14 protein-coding genes are annotated in these 15,396 nt (G+C 56.4%); 10 read left to right on the top strand and 4 right to left on the bottom strand.

Translation table 11 applies throughout. The features are described from left to right. Nucleotides 1-62 precede the first annotated feature (62 nt). Together ES815_RS16625 and mntR are read right to left on the bottom strand one after the other, a co-directional pair. On the bottom strand, nucleotides 63-1,172 hold the full coding sequence (locus ES815_RS16625; protein ID WP_142488792.1) for an anion transporter: 1,110 nt from the start codon (nucleotides 1,170-1,172) through the stop codon (nucleotides 63-65). After that, entirely contained in the window at nucleotides 1,169-1,642 is a 474-nt protein-coding gene (mntR, locus tag ES815_RS16620; RefSeq protein WP_032617181.1) for a manganese-binding transcriptional regulator MntR, read from the bottom strand. The genes ES815_RS16625 and mntR overlap by 4 nt, the downstream gene beginning before the upstream one ends. Before the next feature lie 184 nt (nucleotides 1,643-1,826). On the opposite strand from mntR, the gene mntS reads away from it, so the two are divergent. Together mntS and ES815_RS16610 are read left to right on the top strand one after the other, a co-directional pair. Further along, nucleotides 1,827-1,952, top strand: a complete 126-nt coding sequence (mntS, locus tag ES815_RS16615) for a manganase accumulation protein MntS (protein ID WP_032617180.1) — start codon at nucleotides 1,827-1,829, stop codon at nucleotides 1,950-1,952. A 279-nt stretch (nucleotides 1,953-2,231) separates the two neighbouring features. Beyond that, the gene (locus ES815_RS16610) at nucleotides 2,232-3,815 is read left to right on the top strand and encodes a phosphoethanolamine transferase (RefSeq protein WP_142488791.1); all 1,584 of its coding nucleotides are present in this window, start codon (nucleotides 2,232-2,234) and stop codon (nucleotides 3,813-3,815) included. Nucleotides 3,816-3,904: 89 nt separating this feature from the next. On the opposite strand, the gene ompX is transcribed toward ES815_RS16610, so the two are convergent. Beyond that, complete coding sequence (ompX, locus tag ES815_RS16605) at nucleotides 3,905-4,423, bottom strand: outer membrane protein OmpX (RefSeq protein WP_142488790.1); 519 nt, start codon at nucleotides 4,421-4,423, stop codon at nucleotides 3,905-3,907. Between the two features lie 355 nt (nucleotides 4,424-4,778). Here ompX and rhtA point away from each other — a divergent pair, with 355 nt between their 5' ends. From rhtA to ybiO, 6 genes are all read left to right on the top strand, one after another. Then, the gene (gene rhtA / locus ES815_RS16600) at nucleotides 4,779-5,666 is read left to right on the top strand and encodes a threonine/homoserine exporter RhtA (protein WP_142488789.1); all 888 of its coding nucleotides are present in this window, start codon (nucleotides 4,779-4,781) and stop codon (nucleotides 5,664-5,666) included. 281 nt (nucleotides 5,667-5,947) lie between these two features. After that, nucleotides 5,948-6,451 carry a DNA starvation/stationary phase protection protein Dps gene (dps, locus tag ES815_RS16595; protein WP_142488788.1) on the top strand — a complete coding sequence of 168 codons (504 nt, stop codon included), beginning with the start codon at nucleotides 5,948-5,950 and terminating at the stop codon, nucleotides 6,449-6,451. A gap of 361 nt (nucleotides 6,452-6,812) precedes the next feature. Then, nucleotides 6,813-7,559 (top strand): glutamine ABC transporter substrate-binding protein GlnH, encoded by a 747-nt coding sequence (glnH, locus tag ES815_RS16585; RefSeq protein WP_142488786.1) that lies wholly within the window; start codon nucleotides 6,813-6,815, stop codon nucleotides 7,557-7,559. A gap of 117 nt (nucleotides 7,560-7,676) precedes the next feature. Next, the gene (gene glnP / locus ES815_RS16580) at nucleotides 7,677-8,336 is read left to right on the top strand and encodes a glutamine ABC transporter permease GlnP (RefSeq protein ID WP_039029408.1); all 660 of its coding nucleotides are present in this window, start codon (nucleotides 7,677-7,679) and stop codon (nucleotides 8,334-8,336) included. Continuing rightward, nucleotides 8,333-9,055 carry a glutamine ABC transporter ATP-binding protein GlnQ gene (gene glnQ, locus ES815_RS16575; RefSeq protein WP_142488785.1) on the top strand — a complete coding sequence of 241 codons (723 nt, stop codon included), beginning with the start codon at nucleotides 8,333-8,335 and terminating at the stop codon, nucleotides 9,053-9,055. The genes glnP and glnQ overlap by 4 nt, the downstream gene beginning before the upstream one ends. Before the next feature lie 125 nt (nucleotides 9,056-9,180). After that, the gene (ybiO, locus tag ES815_RS16570; protein WP_142488784.1) at nucleotides 9,181-11,394 is read left to right on the top strand and encodes a mechanosensitive channel protein; all 2,214 of its coding nucleotides are present in this window, start codon (nucleotides 9,181-9,183) and stop codon (nucleotides 11,392-11,394) included. Between the two features lie 8 nt (nucleotides 11,395-11,402). Here the strand turns inward: ybiO and rlmF are convergent, their stop codons facing one another. Beyond that, nucleotides 11,403-12,317: a 23S rRNA (adenine(1618)-N(6))-methyltransferase RlmF gene (gene rlmF, locus ES815_RS16565; protein ID WP_185902343.1), complete on the bottom strand. Its 915-nt coding sequence runs from the start codon at nucleotides 12,315-12,317 to the stop codon at nucleotides 11,403-11,405. A gap of 241 nt (nucleotides 12,318-12,558) precedes the next feature. On the opposite strand from rlmF, the gene mcbA reads away from it, so the two are divergent. Both mcbA and ES815_RS16550 read left to right on the top strand, forming a co-directional pair. Next, nucleotides 12,559-12,819, top strand: a complete 261-nt coding sequence (gene mcbA / locus ES815_RS16555; RefSeq protein WP_142488782.1) for a DUF1471 family periplasmic protein McbA — start codon at nucleotides 12,559-12,561, stop codon at nucleotides 12,817-12,819. Nucleotides 12,820-13,092: 273 nt separating this feature from the next. Next, entirely contained in the window at nucleotides 13,093-15,378 is a 2,286-nt protein-coding gene (locus tag ES815_RS16550) for a catecholate siderophore receptor Fiu (RefSeq protein ID WP_142488781.1), read from the top strand. Nucleotides 15,379-15,396: the final 18 nt, after the last annotated feature.

Here is a 15,396-nt window from a genome sequence, read left to right as displayed (position 1 = left end):
TGCCGCCCACTAAAGTTAGGACGTTGCTATACATTTGCCAGGAAAAACTGACAAATGTGGCACTATATGAGAAGGAATAATCCGAATCCGACGAGCCCGGCCCAGACCAGCATTGGCAAAGACCAGAGGTGGAAGCGCCACCAGATGCGGCGATCGTTTGCCATACGCAGGGCGATCAGGTTTGCGAGGGATCCTGGCAGCAGGCCAAAGCCCCCTACGTTCACCGCCCATGCCAGCAGCGCCGTCGGCGGCACGTAGTTAAGCAGCAGGATGGTAGACGGCACGTTGCTGATAAACTGCGACAGCCCGATGGCCGTTAGCCAGAGGCCCGGCTGCGACAGATGGGTGACGTTTTGCAGCACGCCCTGTAAAGCCGGGACCTGAATCAGCAGATGCACGTCGATAAACATCGCCATAAAGACCAGCAGCAGCGTCCAGTCGACGCTTATCAGCACCCGGCGCGCCAGCAGCAGGAATCCTCCCGCCACCAGCAGCACGCCCCACAGCTCCTGCTTGAGATCGAGGGCTACCAGAAACACCAGATAGAGCGCCAGACAGCTCCACGCCAGCCGCGGTTTCGACTGGGTCGCCGCATTGCCGCTGTGGTAGCGCAGCGGCGTTGCCGGAAAGGCGAACCAGCACAGGGCCATCAGGGTTGTCACCATTACCAGCGCCAGGGGCGCCATCTGCCAGGTGAAAGCGGCAAACGACAGCCCGGAGCGCCCCCACAGCAGGATGTTTTGCGGGTTGCCAATCGGGGTCAGCAGCGATCCGGCGTTGACCGCCAGCGCCTCAAAGATGATCAGCCGGTTAACCGGGATTTCGCACAGCTTGCGCAGCGTGAGGGTGAGCGGCACCACGATAAAGAGCGCCACATCGTTGGTAAGAAAGGTCGAGAGCAGCGCGGCAGAGAAGACCATAAACAGCGTCAGCCGTCGCTCGGTGGCGAAACGGCGCACCATCTTGCGCCCCAGAACGTCAAAAAAACCGCTCTGCTCGACCCCTTTGGTCAGCATCATCAACCCGGCGAGGGTAATGATGGTGTGCCAGTCGATGGCGTCAGGCCAGCGCTCAGGTGCGAAGGGCACCAGGAAACTGAGCCCTGCCCCAACCACCAGTAACAGATGAAAGAAACGATCGCGGGCCAGCGCCCGCAGGCCTGGCAGGGTCATTCCGCGGAAGATCCATATTTAAGGGTAAAGGCCAGGAACTGCTGCAACGTCTCTTCGCTGACGTGATGTTCCATGCCCTCGGCGTCGCGGCGGGCGATGTCGGGACTGACGCCCAGCACCAGCAGGAAGTTTTCGACAATCTGATGGCGCTCGCGACTCGCCTGCGCCAGCTTCTCCCCTTCCGGGGTAAGAAAGACCCCGCGCCAGGGGATCATTTCGATCAGACCCACTGTTGCCAGACGCTTGAGCATTTTTGCCACCGTCGGCTGCGACACGCCAAGGCGTGCGGCCATATCCACCTGACGGGCCTCCCCCACCTCACGGATCAGATCGGAGATCAGCTCGACATAATCATCGATCAGCTCGCGACGATGCGCTTCGCGAACCTGGCGAAAGCCTTCGACATGCTCTTCGACGTTGACCAGTTGCGTCATTTTTTTTGTTGTTGGTTTACCTGCACGGCGGTTCATTGTGCTTCCTCAAGCGGGGGACACATCAAGCGTATCAATAGATAAGCGGCCATTGTAAACCATCACTCTATAAGCACAAAAAATTAACGTTATAGCCGTAGCCATATAACATAGCCTGTGCTATATCTGTATGTAATGCAGTCACCCTTCACGGATCGAAGGGATCAACCCGCAGGAGGTTACGATGAACGAATTCAAGAGGTGTATACGCGTGTTCAGCCACTCTCCCTTTAAAGTACGCTTAATGCTGCTGAATATGATTTGCGACATCATTAACGGCAAGCCACAGCAGAACAAACCTTCCCACTAGGCGGCGTCGCGGTACGCCGCTTCATTTTTGTGTCATTTATCCCCTCTAAACTGTTCGTCTCCACGCTATGCCCGGACCTTTTTTGCGGAAATGTAATCCTCTTCGCAAAACACCCCCTTTATAACTGTTGACCTTAACGGCCACTGGCTCTATCTTCTTGCAGCCCTGCACTATTTGCGGCTCGCAGATGCGGACCTCCTCTCCCCTTCTACGCATTCTCAGGCAGGTTTAGACCCTTGGCGCCAGGGTGAGCACATGGCGTTTTCACGATAGTGACCTATGAATTTAACCCTGAAAGACACGCTCATTACCCGCAGCCGGGCCTTAAGCCCGTGGACCGGATTCTACTTTTTACAGTCGCTGCTGATTAATATCGCCCTCGGCTATTCATTCAGCATCCTCTATACCGTCGCTTTCACCTGTATCCTGCATCTGCTCTGGCTGAGCGCGCCGCGCCTGCAAAAAGGGCTGCTCGGCATCTGCTCGCTGGTAGCGGCGATGTATTTCCCCTTTGGCCAGGCCTACGGCGCGCCCAACTTTAATACTCTGCTGGCGATGCACTCCACCAACATGGAGGAGTCGACGGAGATCCTCACCATCTTCCCGTGGTACAGCTACGTCGTCGGCCTGTTTATCTTTGCCCTCGGCGTAATCGCCGTGCGCCGCAAGCCGCAGCCTAAAAAGGCGTGGGGCAAAATCGACAGCCTGTGTCTGGTCTTCAGCGTGGTGGCCTTTTTCGTCGCCCCGGTGCAAAACCTGGCCTGGGGCGGCGTCTTCAAGCTGAAAGATTCCGGCTATCCGGTGTTTCGCTTTGTCAAAGATGTGGTGGTGAACAACCAGGAAGTGGTTGAAGAGCAGGCCCGGATGGCCGAGCTGTCGCAGATGAAGGACACCTGGAACGTGCTGGCGGTGAAACCTAAGTATCACATCTATATGGTGGTGATTGGTGAAAGCGCCCGCCGCGACGCGCTGGGTGCCTTCGGTGGACACTGGAATAACACCCCGTTTGCCAGCAAAGTTAACGGCACCCTGTTTACCGACTACGTTGCCGCCAGCGGTTCAACGCAGAAGTCGCTCGGGCTGACGCTCAACCGGGTGGTGGACAACAAGCCGCAGTATCAGGATAACTTTGTGACCCTCGCCAACCGCGCGGGCTTCCAGAGCTGGTGGTTCTCGAACCAGGGGCAGATTGGTGAATACGATACCGCCATCGCCAGCATTGCTAAACGGGCTGACGAAGTGCAGTTCCTGAAAAGCGGTGATTTCGAGGCAGATAAAAACACCCGGGATGAGGCGTTACTCAAGATGACCGAACAAGTCTTCAGCAGCCATCGCACCCAGCCACAGCTCATCGTTCTGCACCTGATGGGCTCCCATCCGCAAGCCTGCGACCGCACCCAGGGGAAATATGCAGAGTTCGTGCAGTCGAAAGAGACCTCGTGCTACCTCTACACCATGACCCAGACTGATGACCTGCTCAGCAAGCTCTATGCCCAGCTGCAAAATACCGGTGAGAGCTTCTCAATGGTCTATTTCTCCGATCACGGACTGGCGTTTAAAGAGCGCGGCAAAGAGGTGCAGTACCTGGCACACGACGACAGCTTCCAGCAGAACTTCCAGGTGCCGTTTATGGTGCTGTCGAGCGATGACAAAGCGCATCGTATCGTCAAGGCGCGCCGTTCCGCGAATGATTTTTTAAGCTTCTTCTCGCAGTGGACGGGGATCGGCGCGAAAGAGATCGCCAGTAAGTACCGCTTCATGTCGAACGACAAAGCGCCGCCGGTGTATGTGACCAACTTTAAGCTACAGAAAGTGGATTACAACCATCTGGGGACGGACCTGTTTGAGACGAAAAGCCGGTAACGACCGCGCAGCCTGACCCTCTTATGAGGGGAAATGACAAAAACAAAAAACCCGCCGAAGCGGGTTTTTTTACTGGCTCACCGAAGTGATTAGAAGCGGTAACCTACGCCTGCGATCCAGGTGCCAACGTCAACGTTACGGATGCGGCTCTGCTCATAGGAGAAGTCCAGCGCAACGTTTTCGATTGGGTTGAACTGCATACCTGCGCCATAGGAGAAGCCATAGTCGCTGTTGGTAGCAGAGCGGTTGAAGCCCTGGTTTTCAGTCTGCTGGAATTTACCGTAGCCAACACCCACTACACCGTAGATGCTTGCCCAGTCGTTCAGACGGAAAGCCGGGCCAGCAGTGATGCCGTAGTACTGAGCTTTGTTGTAAGCGCCGTCTTCGGAACGGTCTTTCTCAGTGTAGGTGAAGGAACCGATGGCACCCAGCGGGTTGTTGTCCTGCTCGTAGCGATATTTCAGGTTGAAACCGTTGGTTTTGTTCATCACGCCCTGCATATCGCTCTGAGCGTAACCGCCAGTCACGGTAGAGGTCGCTGCGACAGCGGAACCTGCGGAAACAGCCAGAACAGCTGCCAGTGCTGAAAGACATGCAATTTTTTTCATAACCACCTCAAATGTGCTTCAAGTAAATCCGTAAGTTTTAAATATATCAAAAAAACTTGTGAAACTCTTTGTGATTCGTGATGTCTAACGCGGCTTTTCATGTAACTAAACATTTCCACCCGCAGCTATCTTGTTCAAAAAACACCGAATTTATGTTTCACAAACCTGATTTTGCGCGTCAGTCACAATACATTCATCCAGACGATTCCTAATCTGTTACAGAAATCACCCGGCGCTATGAGGCTATTTTACGGATTTGTGGCGACTTTTTTTCAACAAAGTCTCAACCGTGCGGCGTTATTTCCTTTACACTCCCCCTCTTTACTTCCTTTGACAGAAATTGACAGGAGAAAGGATGCCTGGGTTGTCTCGCAGGGCGCCAGTCTGGTTGCCCGTAATTGTCATTCTCATTGCCATGCTCTCGATTCAGAGCGGCGCCTCGCTGGCAAAATCGCTCTTCCCGATCGTGGGCGCCCCTGGCGTGACGGCGCTGCGTATTGCGCTCGGTACCCTGATCCTGGTCGTGATCTTTAAACCCTGGCGGTTGCGTTTTAAGAAAGAGCAACGCTTGCCCCTGCTGTTTTACGGGCTGTCGCTGGGGGCGATGAACTATCTCTTCTACCTGTCGATTCAGACGGTGCCGCTGGGGATCGCCGTGGCGCTGGAGTTCACCGGCCCGCTGGCGGTAGCCCTGTTCTCCTCCCGTCGTCCGGTGGACTTTGTCTGGGTGGTGCTGGCGGTGCTGGGGCTGTGGTTTCTGCTGCCGCTGGGTCAGGACGTCTCGCACGTTGACCTGACCGGCGCGGCCCTGGCGCTGGGCGCGGGGGCCTGCTGGGCGGTCTACATTCTTACCGGGCAGCGTGCCGGGGAAGAGCACGGCCCGGCCACCGTGGCGCTGGGGTCGCTGATCGCCGCCATCGTCTTTGTACCGCTGGGAATGGCGCAGGCCACCGAGTCGATCTGGCAGTGGTCGATCCTGCCGGTGGGCCTGGCGGTGGCGGTACTCTCAACCGCACTTCCCTACTCGCTGGAGATGATTGCCCTGACGCGTCTGCCGACGCGCATCTTCGGCACCCTGATGAGCATGGAGCCCGCCCTGGCGGCCATGTCCGGGATGGTGTTCCTGGGCGAATCTCTGACCTTTACCCAGACGCTGGCGCTCTGCTCGATCATTGCCGCGTCGATGGGGTCGACGCTCACCCTGCGCCGGGAGAGTAAAGTCGAAGAGGTGGATATCCGCTAAACGATATTATTTTGCCGGGGGATCGGTTTCCCGGCGAAATATTCCCATTCGCAATAACCGTCATTATTTTGAAATATCCCCTTCGCCTCACACCCGCCCGGTGAAAATAAGATAAATTTACCCTAAAATATAAATATCTTTTTATTATCAACTATTTAACTATCACAACCCGCCTTTCTCTATTAAACCAATAGGCAGGACCCAATCGCGCCTTCTATAGCCGGTGCTATACTTGATTTCGGAAATTACTTTGGACGCCAACATCAAGAGGAAATGAGATTATGCCTACCGCTAAACTGGTAAAAACGAAAGCACCTAATCTGCTCTATACCCGTAACGATGTCTCTGACAGCGATAAGAAAGCGACGATTGAGTTGCTGAATCGCCAGGTGATCCAGTTTATTGACCTGTCGCTGATTACCAAACAGGCCCACTGGAATATGCGCGGCGCTAACTTTATTGCTGTCCACGAGATGCTGGATGGCTTCCGTACCGCACTGACTACCCATCTGGATACCATGGCGGAACGTGCCGTGCAGCTGGGCGGCGTGGCGCTGGGCACTACCCAGGTGATCAACAGCAAAACGGCGCTGAAAAGCTACCCGCTGGACATCCACAGCGTGCAGGATCACCTGAAAGAGCTGGCAGATCGTTACGCTGTCGTGGCTAACGACGTACGTAAAGCGATTGGTGAAGCTAAAGACGAAGATACCGCTGACATTCTGACCGCGGCCTCCCGCGACCTGGATCAGTTCCTGTGGTTCATTGAGTCTAACATTGAGTAACCTATAGCATTTTGCTCTTACACCCTCGCCTCTGGCGGGGGTTTTGCACTTTTATAGTGCACACATTTCACCTTTCCCGCCGCAAACGTAAAGCATTTGTAATAATCACCTCACACAATCGTTAACGAAAGATTGTTTTCTCATCAATATTTGCGCTTAATAGCATAACCGTTAGTGATGGCGTAGTGCTGCACCAAAACAGTGCTTCGTTATGGTGCAATCCGCCGACATTGCTACACTTTTTGTGCAATGAAATGCGTGCTGGCCTTTTAAAAACAACCTGTTGCAAAGTTGGCACGATTTTTTCATAGAGCCGTTCGTTCTCGCAGGGGATCGCCCCGTGGATATAAAAGGAAATGCTATGAAGTCTGTATTAAAAGTTTCACTGGCTGCACTTACCCTGGCTTTTGCGGTTTCTTCTCAGGCTGCTGATAAAAAACTGATTGTCGCCACCGACACCGCCTTCGTACCGTTTGAATTTAAGCAGGGCGATCAGTACGTTGGTTTTGACGTGGATCTGTGGGCGGCCGTCGCGAAAGAACTGAAACTGGACTACACCCTGAAGCCAATGGACTTCAGCGGCATCGTTCCGGCACTGCAAACCAAAAACGTTGACCTGGCGCTGGCCGGTATCACCATCACTGACGCACGTAAAAAAGCTATCGACTTCTCTGACGGCTACTACAAAAGCGGCCTGCTGGTCATGGTGAAAGCGGACAACAACGACGTGAAAAGCGCGAAAGATCTCGACGGCAAAGTGGTCGCGGTGAAGAGCGGCACCGGTTCTGTTGATTACGCTAAAGCCAACATCAAAACCAAAGACCTGCGCCAGTTCCCGAACATCGATAACGCGTACATGGAGCTGGGCACCAACCGTGCTGACGCCGTGCTGCACGACACGCCAAATATCCTGTACTTCATCAAAACCGCAGGCAACGGCAAGTTCAAAGCGGTAGGTGAATCTCTGGAAGCGCAGGAATACGGTATCGCCTTCCCGAAAGGCAGCGACGAGCTGCGTACCAAGGTGAACGGCGCGCTGAAAACCCTGAAAGAGAACGGCACCTACAACGAAATTTATAAAAAATGGTTCGGTACTGAACCTAAATAAAACAGCCTGTTAAACAGGAACTGTACCGCCCGGTGGCGCTTGCGCTTACCGGGCCTACAATTTTAGTCATCCCCCTGGCTAATTTTTTGTTTTCACCACGGTATACAGGAATACATCATGCAGTTTGACTGGAGCGCCATCTGGCCTGCCATTCCTCTCTTGCTTGAAGGCGCCAAAATGACCCTGTGGATTTCGGTCCTCGGTCTGGTTGGCGGGTTGATTATCGGCCTCGTTGCCGGTTTTGCCCGCACCTACGGCGGCTGGATAGCCAACCACGTAGCACTGGTTTTCATCGAAGTGATCCGCGGCACGCCGATTGTGGTGCAGGTGATGTTTATCTACTTCGCCCTGCCGATGGCCTTTACCGATCTGCGCATTGACCCGTTCAGCGCGGCGGTGGTCACCATCATGATCAACTCCGGTGCCTATATCGCTGAGATCACCCGCGGTGCGGTGCTGTCGATCCACAAAGGCTTTAGCGAGGCCGGTCTGGCGCTGGGTCTTTCCCGTCGCGAAACCATCCGCCACGTGATCCTCCCCCTGGCGCTGCGTCGTATGCTGCCGCCGCTGGGCAACCAGTGGATCATCAGCATTAAAGATACCTCACTGTTCATTGTTATCGGCGTCGCTGAACTGACCCGTCAGGGCCAGGAGATCATTGCCGGTAACTTCCGCGCCCTGGAGATCTGGAGCGCCGTTGCAGTGGTCTATCTCATTATTACCCTGGCACTGAGCTTCGTGCTGCGTCGTCTTGAAAGAAGGATGAAAATCCTGTGATTGAATTTAAAAACGTTTCCAAGCACTTTGGTCAGACCCAGGTGCTGCACAATATCGATCTCCAGATCCAGACCGGCGAAGTGGTGGTGATTATCGGGCCGTCCGGCTCCGGTAAATCGACCCTGCTGCGCTGCATCAACAAGCTGGAAGAGATCACCAGCGGCGATCTGATTGTCGACGGTCTGAAGGTCAACGACCCGAAGGTGGACGAGCGTCTGATCCGCCAGGAAGCCGGGATGGTGTTCCAGCAGTTCTATCTGTTCCCGCATCTGACGGCGCTGGAGAACGTGATGTTCGGCCCTCTGCGCGTGCGCGGTGCCAACAAAGCGGCCGCCGAGCAGCTTGCAAAAGAGCTGCTGGCGAAAGTCGGACTGGCGGAGCGCGGGCATCACTATCCGTCCGAGCTCTCCGGTGGTCAGCAGCAGCGCGTGGCTATTGCCCGTGCGCTGGCGGTCAAACCGAAGATGATGCTGTTCGATGAACCGACCTCGGCCCTCGACCCGGAACTGCGCCACGAAGTACTGAAGGTTATGCAGGATCTGGCGGAAGAAGGGATGACGATGGTGATCGTGACCCACGAAATCGGCTTTGCCGAGAAAGTGGCCTCGCGCCTGATCTTCATCGACAAAGGCCGTATTGCCGAAGATGGCAATCCGCAGGCGTTGATTGAGAACCCACCGAGCCAGCGTTTGCAGGATTTCCTCCAGCACGTTTCGTAATTTAACGCCGGGCGGCGCTGACGCTTGCCCGGCCTACGATTCCTCCGGAATCTTCCCAAAAACCCCCCGCTTCCGTTCGCCTTCTATACTTATCACTTTGCACAATATTGTCACCGGAGGACGCCGTGCCCTGGATCCTGCTGCTCCTGATAAGCCTGTTTTGCCTGCCTGCGCAGGCCGTCAGCCTGCCGGGCGTTCCTGCTGCCACCCCAGCTGAAGCGACCACTCCGGCCGCCGAGCCGGACGTTGAGCAGAAGAAGGCCGCCTATTCCGCACTGGCGGATGTTCTGGAAAATGACGCCTCGCGCCAGGAGCTGATCTCCCAGCTGCGCAGCGTGGCCGCGACGCCTCCCCAGGAGCCGGTGCCCAAAATCACCCCGCCGGAGATCGCCGAAGAGAAGACCGTGCTGGAGAACGTGACCGACATCAGCCGCCATTACGGCGATGCGCTCTCCACCCGCTTCGCCCAGCTCTACCGCAACCTGATCGGCTCCCCGCATAAGCCCTTTAACCCGCAGACTTTCGTCGTTGCCGCGCGGCAGTTTCTGCTCCTCGCCGGGTTAGTTTTTGCCTTCTACTGGCTGGTGAGGCTCTGCGCCTGGCCGCTGTACCGCAAAATGGGCAGCTGGGGACGCAGAAAGAACCGGGAGACCAGCAGCTGGGTCCACCTGCCGCTGACCATCGCCAGCGCCTTTATAATCGACCTGCTGCTGCTGGCGCTGACCCTGTTTATCGGCCAAATCCTCAGCGAATATCTCAATACCGGCAATCCCACCATCGCCTTCCAGCAGACGCTATTCCTCAACGCCTTCGCGCTGATTGAGTTCTTCAAAGCGATCCTGCGCCTGATATTCTGCCCGCGGGTGCCCGACCTGCGCCCCTTTGCCATCAGCGATCGCGCCGCCCACTACTGGTCGCTCCGGCTGAGCATCCTGAGCGGGATGATCGGCTATGGCCTGCTGGTGGCGGTGCCCATTATCTCTAACCAGGTCAACGTGCAGATCGGCGCCCTGGCCAACGTGCTGATTATGCTCTGCATCACCGTCTGGGCGCTGTACCTGATTTTTCACAACAAACGCGCCATTACCGAGGGGCTGCTACACCTGGCCGACCGCTCCCTCGCCTTTTTCAGCCTGTTTATTCGCGCCTTCGCCCTGGTGTGGCACTGGCTGGCGAGCGCCTATTTTATCGTGCTCTGCTTCTTCTCCCTGTTCGACCCGGGAAACAGCCTCAAATTTATGATGGGGGCGACCTTCCGCAGCCTGGCGATCGTCGGCATCGCCGCCTTTGTGTCGGGGCTGCTGTCGCGCTGGCTGGCTAAAACCATCACCCTGTCGCCGCACGTGCAGCGCAGCTATCCGGAGCTGCAAAAGCGGTTGAACGGCTGGATCTCCGTGTCGCTGAAGGTGGCGCGGTTCCTGACGGTCTGTGTCGCCATTATGCTGTTGCTCAGCGCCTGGGGGCTGTTCGACTTCTGGAACTGGCTGCACAACGGTGCCGGTGAAAAGACGGTGGATATTCTGATCCGCATCGCGCTGATCCTCTTCTTCTCCGCCATTGGCTGGACGATTCTGGCGAGCCTGATTGAGAACCGGCTCTCCTCGGATATTCATGGCCGGCCGCTGCCCAGCGCCCGCGCCCGCACGCTGTTGACGCTGTTCCGCAACGCGCTGGCGGTGGTGATCAGCACCATTACCATCATGATTGTGCTGTCGGAAATTGGCGTGAATATCGCCCCGCTGCTGGCCGGTGCCGGGGCGCTGGGGCTGGCGATCTCCTTTGGTTCCCAGACGCTGGTGAAAGACATCATCACCGGCATCTTTATTCAGTTTGAAAACGGGATGAACACCGGGGATCTGGTGACCATCGGGCCGCTAACCGGCACGGTAGAGCGAATGTCGATTCGTTCGGTGGGGGTGCGGCAGGATACCGGGGCGTACCACATTATTCCGTGGTCATCGATCACCACCTTCGCCAACTTTGTCCGCGGCATCGGTTCGGTGGTGGCGAACTACGATGTGGACAGACATGAAGATGCCGAGAAAGCGAAGCAGGCGCTGAAAGCGGCGGTGGATGAACTGCTGGAGAGAGAGGATATTCGCGGCCTGATTATCGGCGAGCCGTCGTTTGCCGGGATTGTCGGGCTGACCAGCACCGCCTTTACGCTGCGCGTGTCGTTCACCACCCAGCCGCTGAAGCAGTGGACGGTGCGTTTCGCCCTCGACAGCATGGTGAAAAAACATTTCGATCTGGCAGAAGTGCGGATGCCGGTGCAGATGTATCAGCTGCTGCCGTCGCCGGGCCCGGCACCCTCTTCGCCTCAGGAGCCAACGCTGTAAAAAACCCGTTAGCGCTGGCGGCGTTTGTCGTTATCCATAAAGGTCCAGGCGATAAAGCGGCTCTGCTTTTGACCCTGGGCCATCTCTTTTTTCACCACCTTCACCGCGCCGACGTCCGTCAGGGCGCGATACAGCGGCGGCAGGTTTTCGCTGCGCGAGACCAGAGTAGTAAACCACTTCACCTGACGGGCAAACTGGGCGCTCTCGGCAATCATCTTCTTGATAAAGGCCACTTCGCCCCCTTCGCACCACAGCTCCTGCTGCTGGCCGCCAAAGTTCAGCGCGGCATCGGCCGCCTGGCCGAGGTTGCGGCGCTTACGCTCGCTGCCCGCCCGGGCCGATTCAGCGGAATCATGGAACGGCGGGTTGCACAGAGTAGCATCGTACTGTTCGTTTTTATGGATCACCCCGGCGAAAATCGATGCGGCCTCTTTCTGGCGGCGCAGACGAATGGCGCGGGCCATACCGGGATTGCCATTAATGATGGCGGCGGCGTTGGCAAAGGCCTGCGGATCCACCTCGCTGCCGGTGAAGCGCCAGCCGTACTCATGCACGCCAATCAGGGGGTAGATCAGGTTGGAGCCGGTCCCGATGTCGAGGATCGTCGCCTGGGCAGGTACCGTGCCGTTATTCCCTTCCGCCAACAGATCGGCGAGATGGTGAATGTAGTCGGCGCGCCCCGGTACCGGCGGACAGAGGTAGCCGTCCGGAATATCCCACTGCGCCACACCGTAGAAATGCATCAGCAGTGCTTTGTTCAGCGTCTTCACCGCCTGGGGATCGGCAAAGTTCACCGTCGGCTCGCCCGTCGGGGTTTCGGTGATAAATTCGCGCAGTGCCGGACAGCTCTCGCATAAGGCATTCATATCGTAACGGCTGCGGTGGCGGTTGCGTGGGTGCAACCCCGGCTTCTCGGGTGTCATGGCGTTCTCCTGTAAACAGCGGCGTAAGATACCCGTTGCGGGCGCAACGGTAAATATTTCTCTGCGCCGCAGAATAAAACACCAAAAATCAGCCACCTGTATGTCGCTGATTTGTCATGAAATTGTCAAAATATGTCGTTCAAAAAATAAGCAGATCATCATCAATTTTTTGCACTAAATCACACTCTGACCCGTTCTACACTTAGTGTGCACCACCCGTTGTCAATCAGAGGAAGTGATTATGAAAAAATACCTGGTAATGCTCGCTGCCGCTTCACTGGCAGGCGCGTCGTTTGCTGCATGGTCGATTGAATCACTCAGCAGCGGCGACACCAGTCAACTGAGGCCAGCCGGAACCGTGCAGGCTTCGGGCGCAAGAGACCTCGACGACCTGCAGGACAAACTGGCTGAAAAAGCGCGTGAAAAAGGTGCTAAAGGCTATGTTGTGAACTCTGCCAGCGGCGATAACAACATGTTTGGTACTGCCACCATCTACAAATAGTTCCCCGCTCTGCACTACACACTGCATCCTCTGGGGTGCAGTTCGTTTTTTGTCCAAAATCCACTTTGTGAAGTTTTTTAGCAGGCAATGTAAATTTACGTATTTCATTTTGTTGGCGAGAGTGATAAAAAGTCACGCCAAATGATAATGTTTATCACAATTATTATCATTTGTAGGTTCATTACGGTTATTCCCGTGGCACAGGAAAAGGCACAGACCTGCCTGACAACGTAATGGAAACTCGATTCTAAAAATTATAAGTCGCTAAACAATATGGATAAAAATCGCAACGTTCCGAACAGCTTCAGCTCGCTGACCTTTTTTGCGGGGCTGTGTATTGGCCTCTCCCCGGTAGCGAGCGCTATCTCGGCGGAGAATAACGATAAAAAGTCTGACGACACCCTGGTGGTAGAAGCGGCGCAACCTTCGCTTTATGCGCCGCAGAAGTCTGCCGACGCGAAGTTCAGCCGCCCCGTGGCAGATACCACCCGCACTATGACCGTTATCTCCGAACAGGTGCTGAAGGATCAGGGCACCACCAACCTGACCGACGCCCTGAAAAACGTCCCGGGCGTGGGGGCTTTCTTTGCCGGTGAAAACGGTAACTCCACTACCGGCGACGCGGTGTACATGCGCGGTGTGGACACCTCGAACAGCATTTACGTTGACGGGATCCGCGACATCAGCACCACTACGCGCGATACCTTTAACACCGAACAGGTCGAAGTGATTAAAGGGCCATCCGGCAGCGATTACGGCCGTAGCGCACCCAGCGGCTCCATCAATATGATCAGTAAACAGCCGCGTCTGGACTCGGGCATTGATGCCTCCGCCAGCATTGGCAGCGCGTACATGCGTCGCGGTACCCTCGATATTAACCAGGTGATGGGTGACACCTCGGCGTTTCGTCTGAACCTGATGGGTGAAAAAACCCACGACGAAGGACGCGATAACGTTAAGAACGAACGCTACGGCGTAGCCCCTTCCCTCGCCTTTGGTCTGGGAACGGAAAACCGTCTGTATCTGAACTACCTGCACGTGACTCAGCACAACACCCCGGACGGCGGCATCCCGACCATCGGGCTGCCGGGCTACTCTGCGCCATCGGCGGGCACTGCGGCGCTGAATCACTCCGGCAAAGTGGATACCAGCAACTTCTACGGCACCGATTCCGATTACGACGACTCCACCTCCGACACCGCCACGGTGCGCTTTGAGCACGACTTCAACGACAACACCACCGTGCGGAACACCACGCGCTGGTCGCGGGTGAAGCAGGATTATCTGATGACCGCCGTGATGGGTGGGGCCACCAACATCACCCAGCCCGATCGCAACAACGTGGATACCTGGACCTGGTCGCGTAACGCCAACACCAAAGATGTCAGCAACAAGATCCTGACCAACCAGACCAACCTGACGACCAAATTCTATACCGGCAGCGTCGGCCACGATATCAGCACCGGGGTGGAGTTCACCCGCGAAACCCAGACCAACTATGGCGTGGATGCCATCACCCCGCCGCCGGTGAATATCTATCACCCGAACAGCAACGTCAGCCTGGGCGGTCTGAACAACAGCGGTGCCAACGCCAACGGTCGGACCGATACCTTCGGGATTTACGCCTTTGATACGCTCCAGGTCACCCGTGACTTCGAGCTGAACGGCGGAATTCGTCTCGATACGTATCACACCGAATATGACAGCGCCAGCATCTGCGGCGGCACGGGTCGCGGGGCGGTTGCCTGCCCGACCGGCACGCCTAAAGGCTCGCCGGTCACTACGGTGGATACCGCCACCTCCGGTAACCTGGTCAACTGGAAAGCCGGGGCGCTCTACCATCTGACCGAGCACGGCAATATTTACGTCAACTACGCTATCTCCCAGCAGCCCCCGGGCGGCAATAACTTTGCCCTGGCCCAGGGCGGCACCGGCAGCAGCGCCAACCGCACGGACTTTAAACCGCAGAAGGCCAAGACCAGCGAGCTGGGCACCAAGTGGGAAGTGCTGGATAAACGTCTCCAGCTGACCGCGGCAGTCTTCCGCACCGACATCGAAAACGAAGTCGAGCAGAACGATGACGGCACCTATTCGCAGTACGGTAAAAAACGTATCGAAGGCTATGAGCTGTCTGCCGCGGGCAACATCACTCCGGCCTGGCAGGTCATCGGCGGTTATACTCAGCAGCGCGCCAGCGTGCGCACCGGCAGTGACGTGGCGCAGGATGGCACCTCTTCCCTGCCGTATACTCCGGAACATGCCTTCACCCTGTGGAGCCAGTACCAGGCCACGGATGCGATCTCCGTGGGTGCCGGCGCGCGCTACATCGGCAGCATGCATCGTGGCTCTGACGGCGCGGTGGGTACCCCGTCCTTCACCGAAGGCTACTGGGTGGCCGATGCCAAACTGGGCTATCGCGTCAACCGCAACCTCGATATGCAGCTCAACGTCTACAACCTGTTTGATGAAGATTATGTCGCCTCCATCAACAAGAGTGGCTACCGCTACCATCCGGGCGAGCCGCGCACCTTTATGTTAACGGCGAACATGCACTTCTGATCCCGCGTGGGGCTTCGG

Origin of the sequence: Leclercia adecarboxylata (assembly GCF_006874705.1) — a bacterium.
GTDB lineage: Bacteria > Pseudomonadota > Gammaproteobacteria > Enterobacterales > Enterobacteriaceae > Enterobacter > Enterobacter adecarboxylatus_C.
The sequence above is the reverse complement of the archived record's forward strand: the minus strand, read 5'-3'. Positions and strand labels throughout refer to the sequence as shown.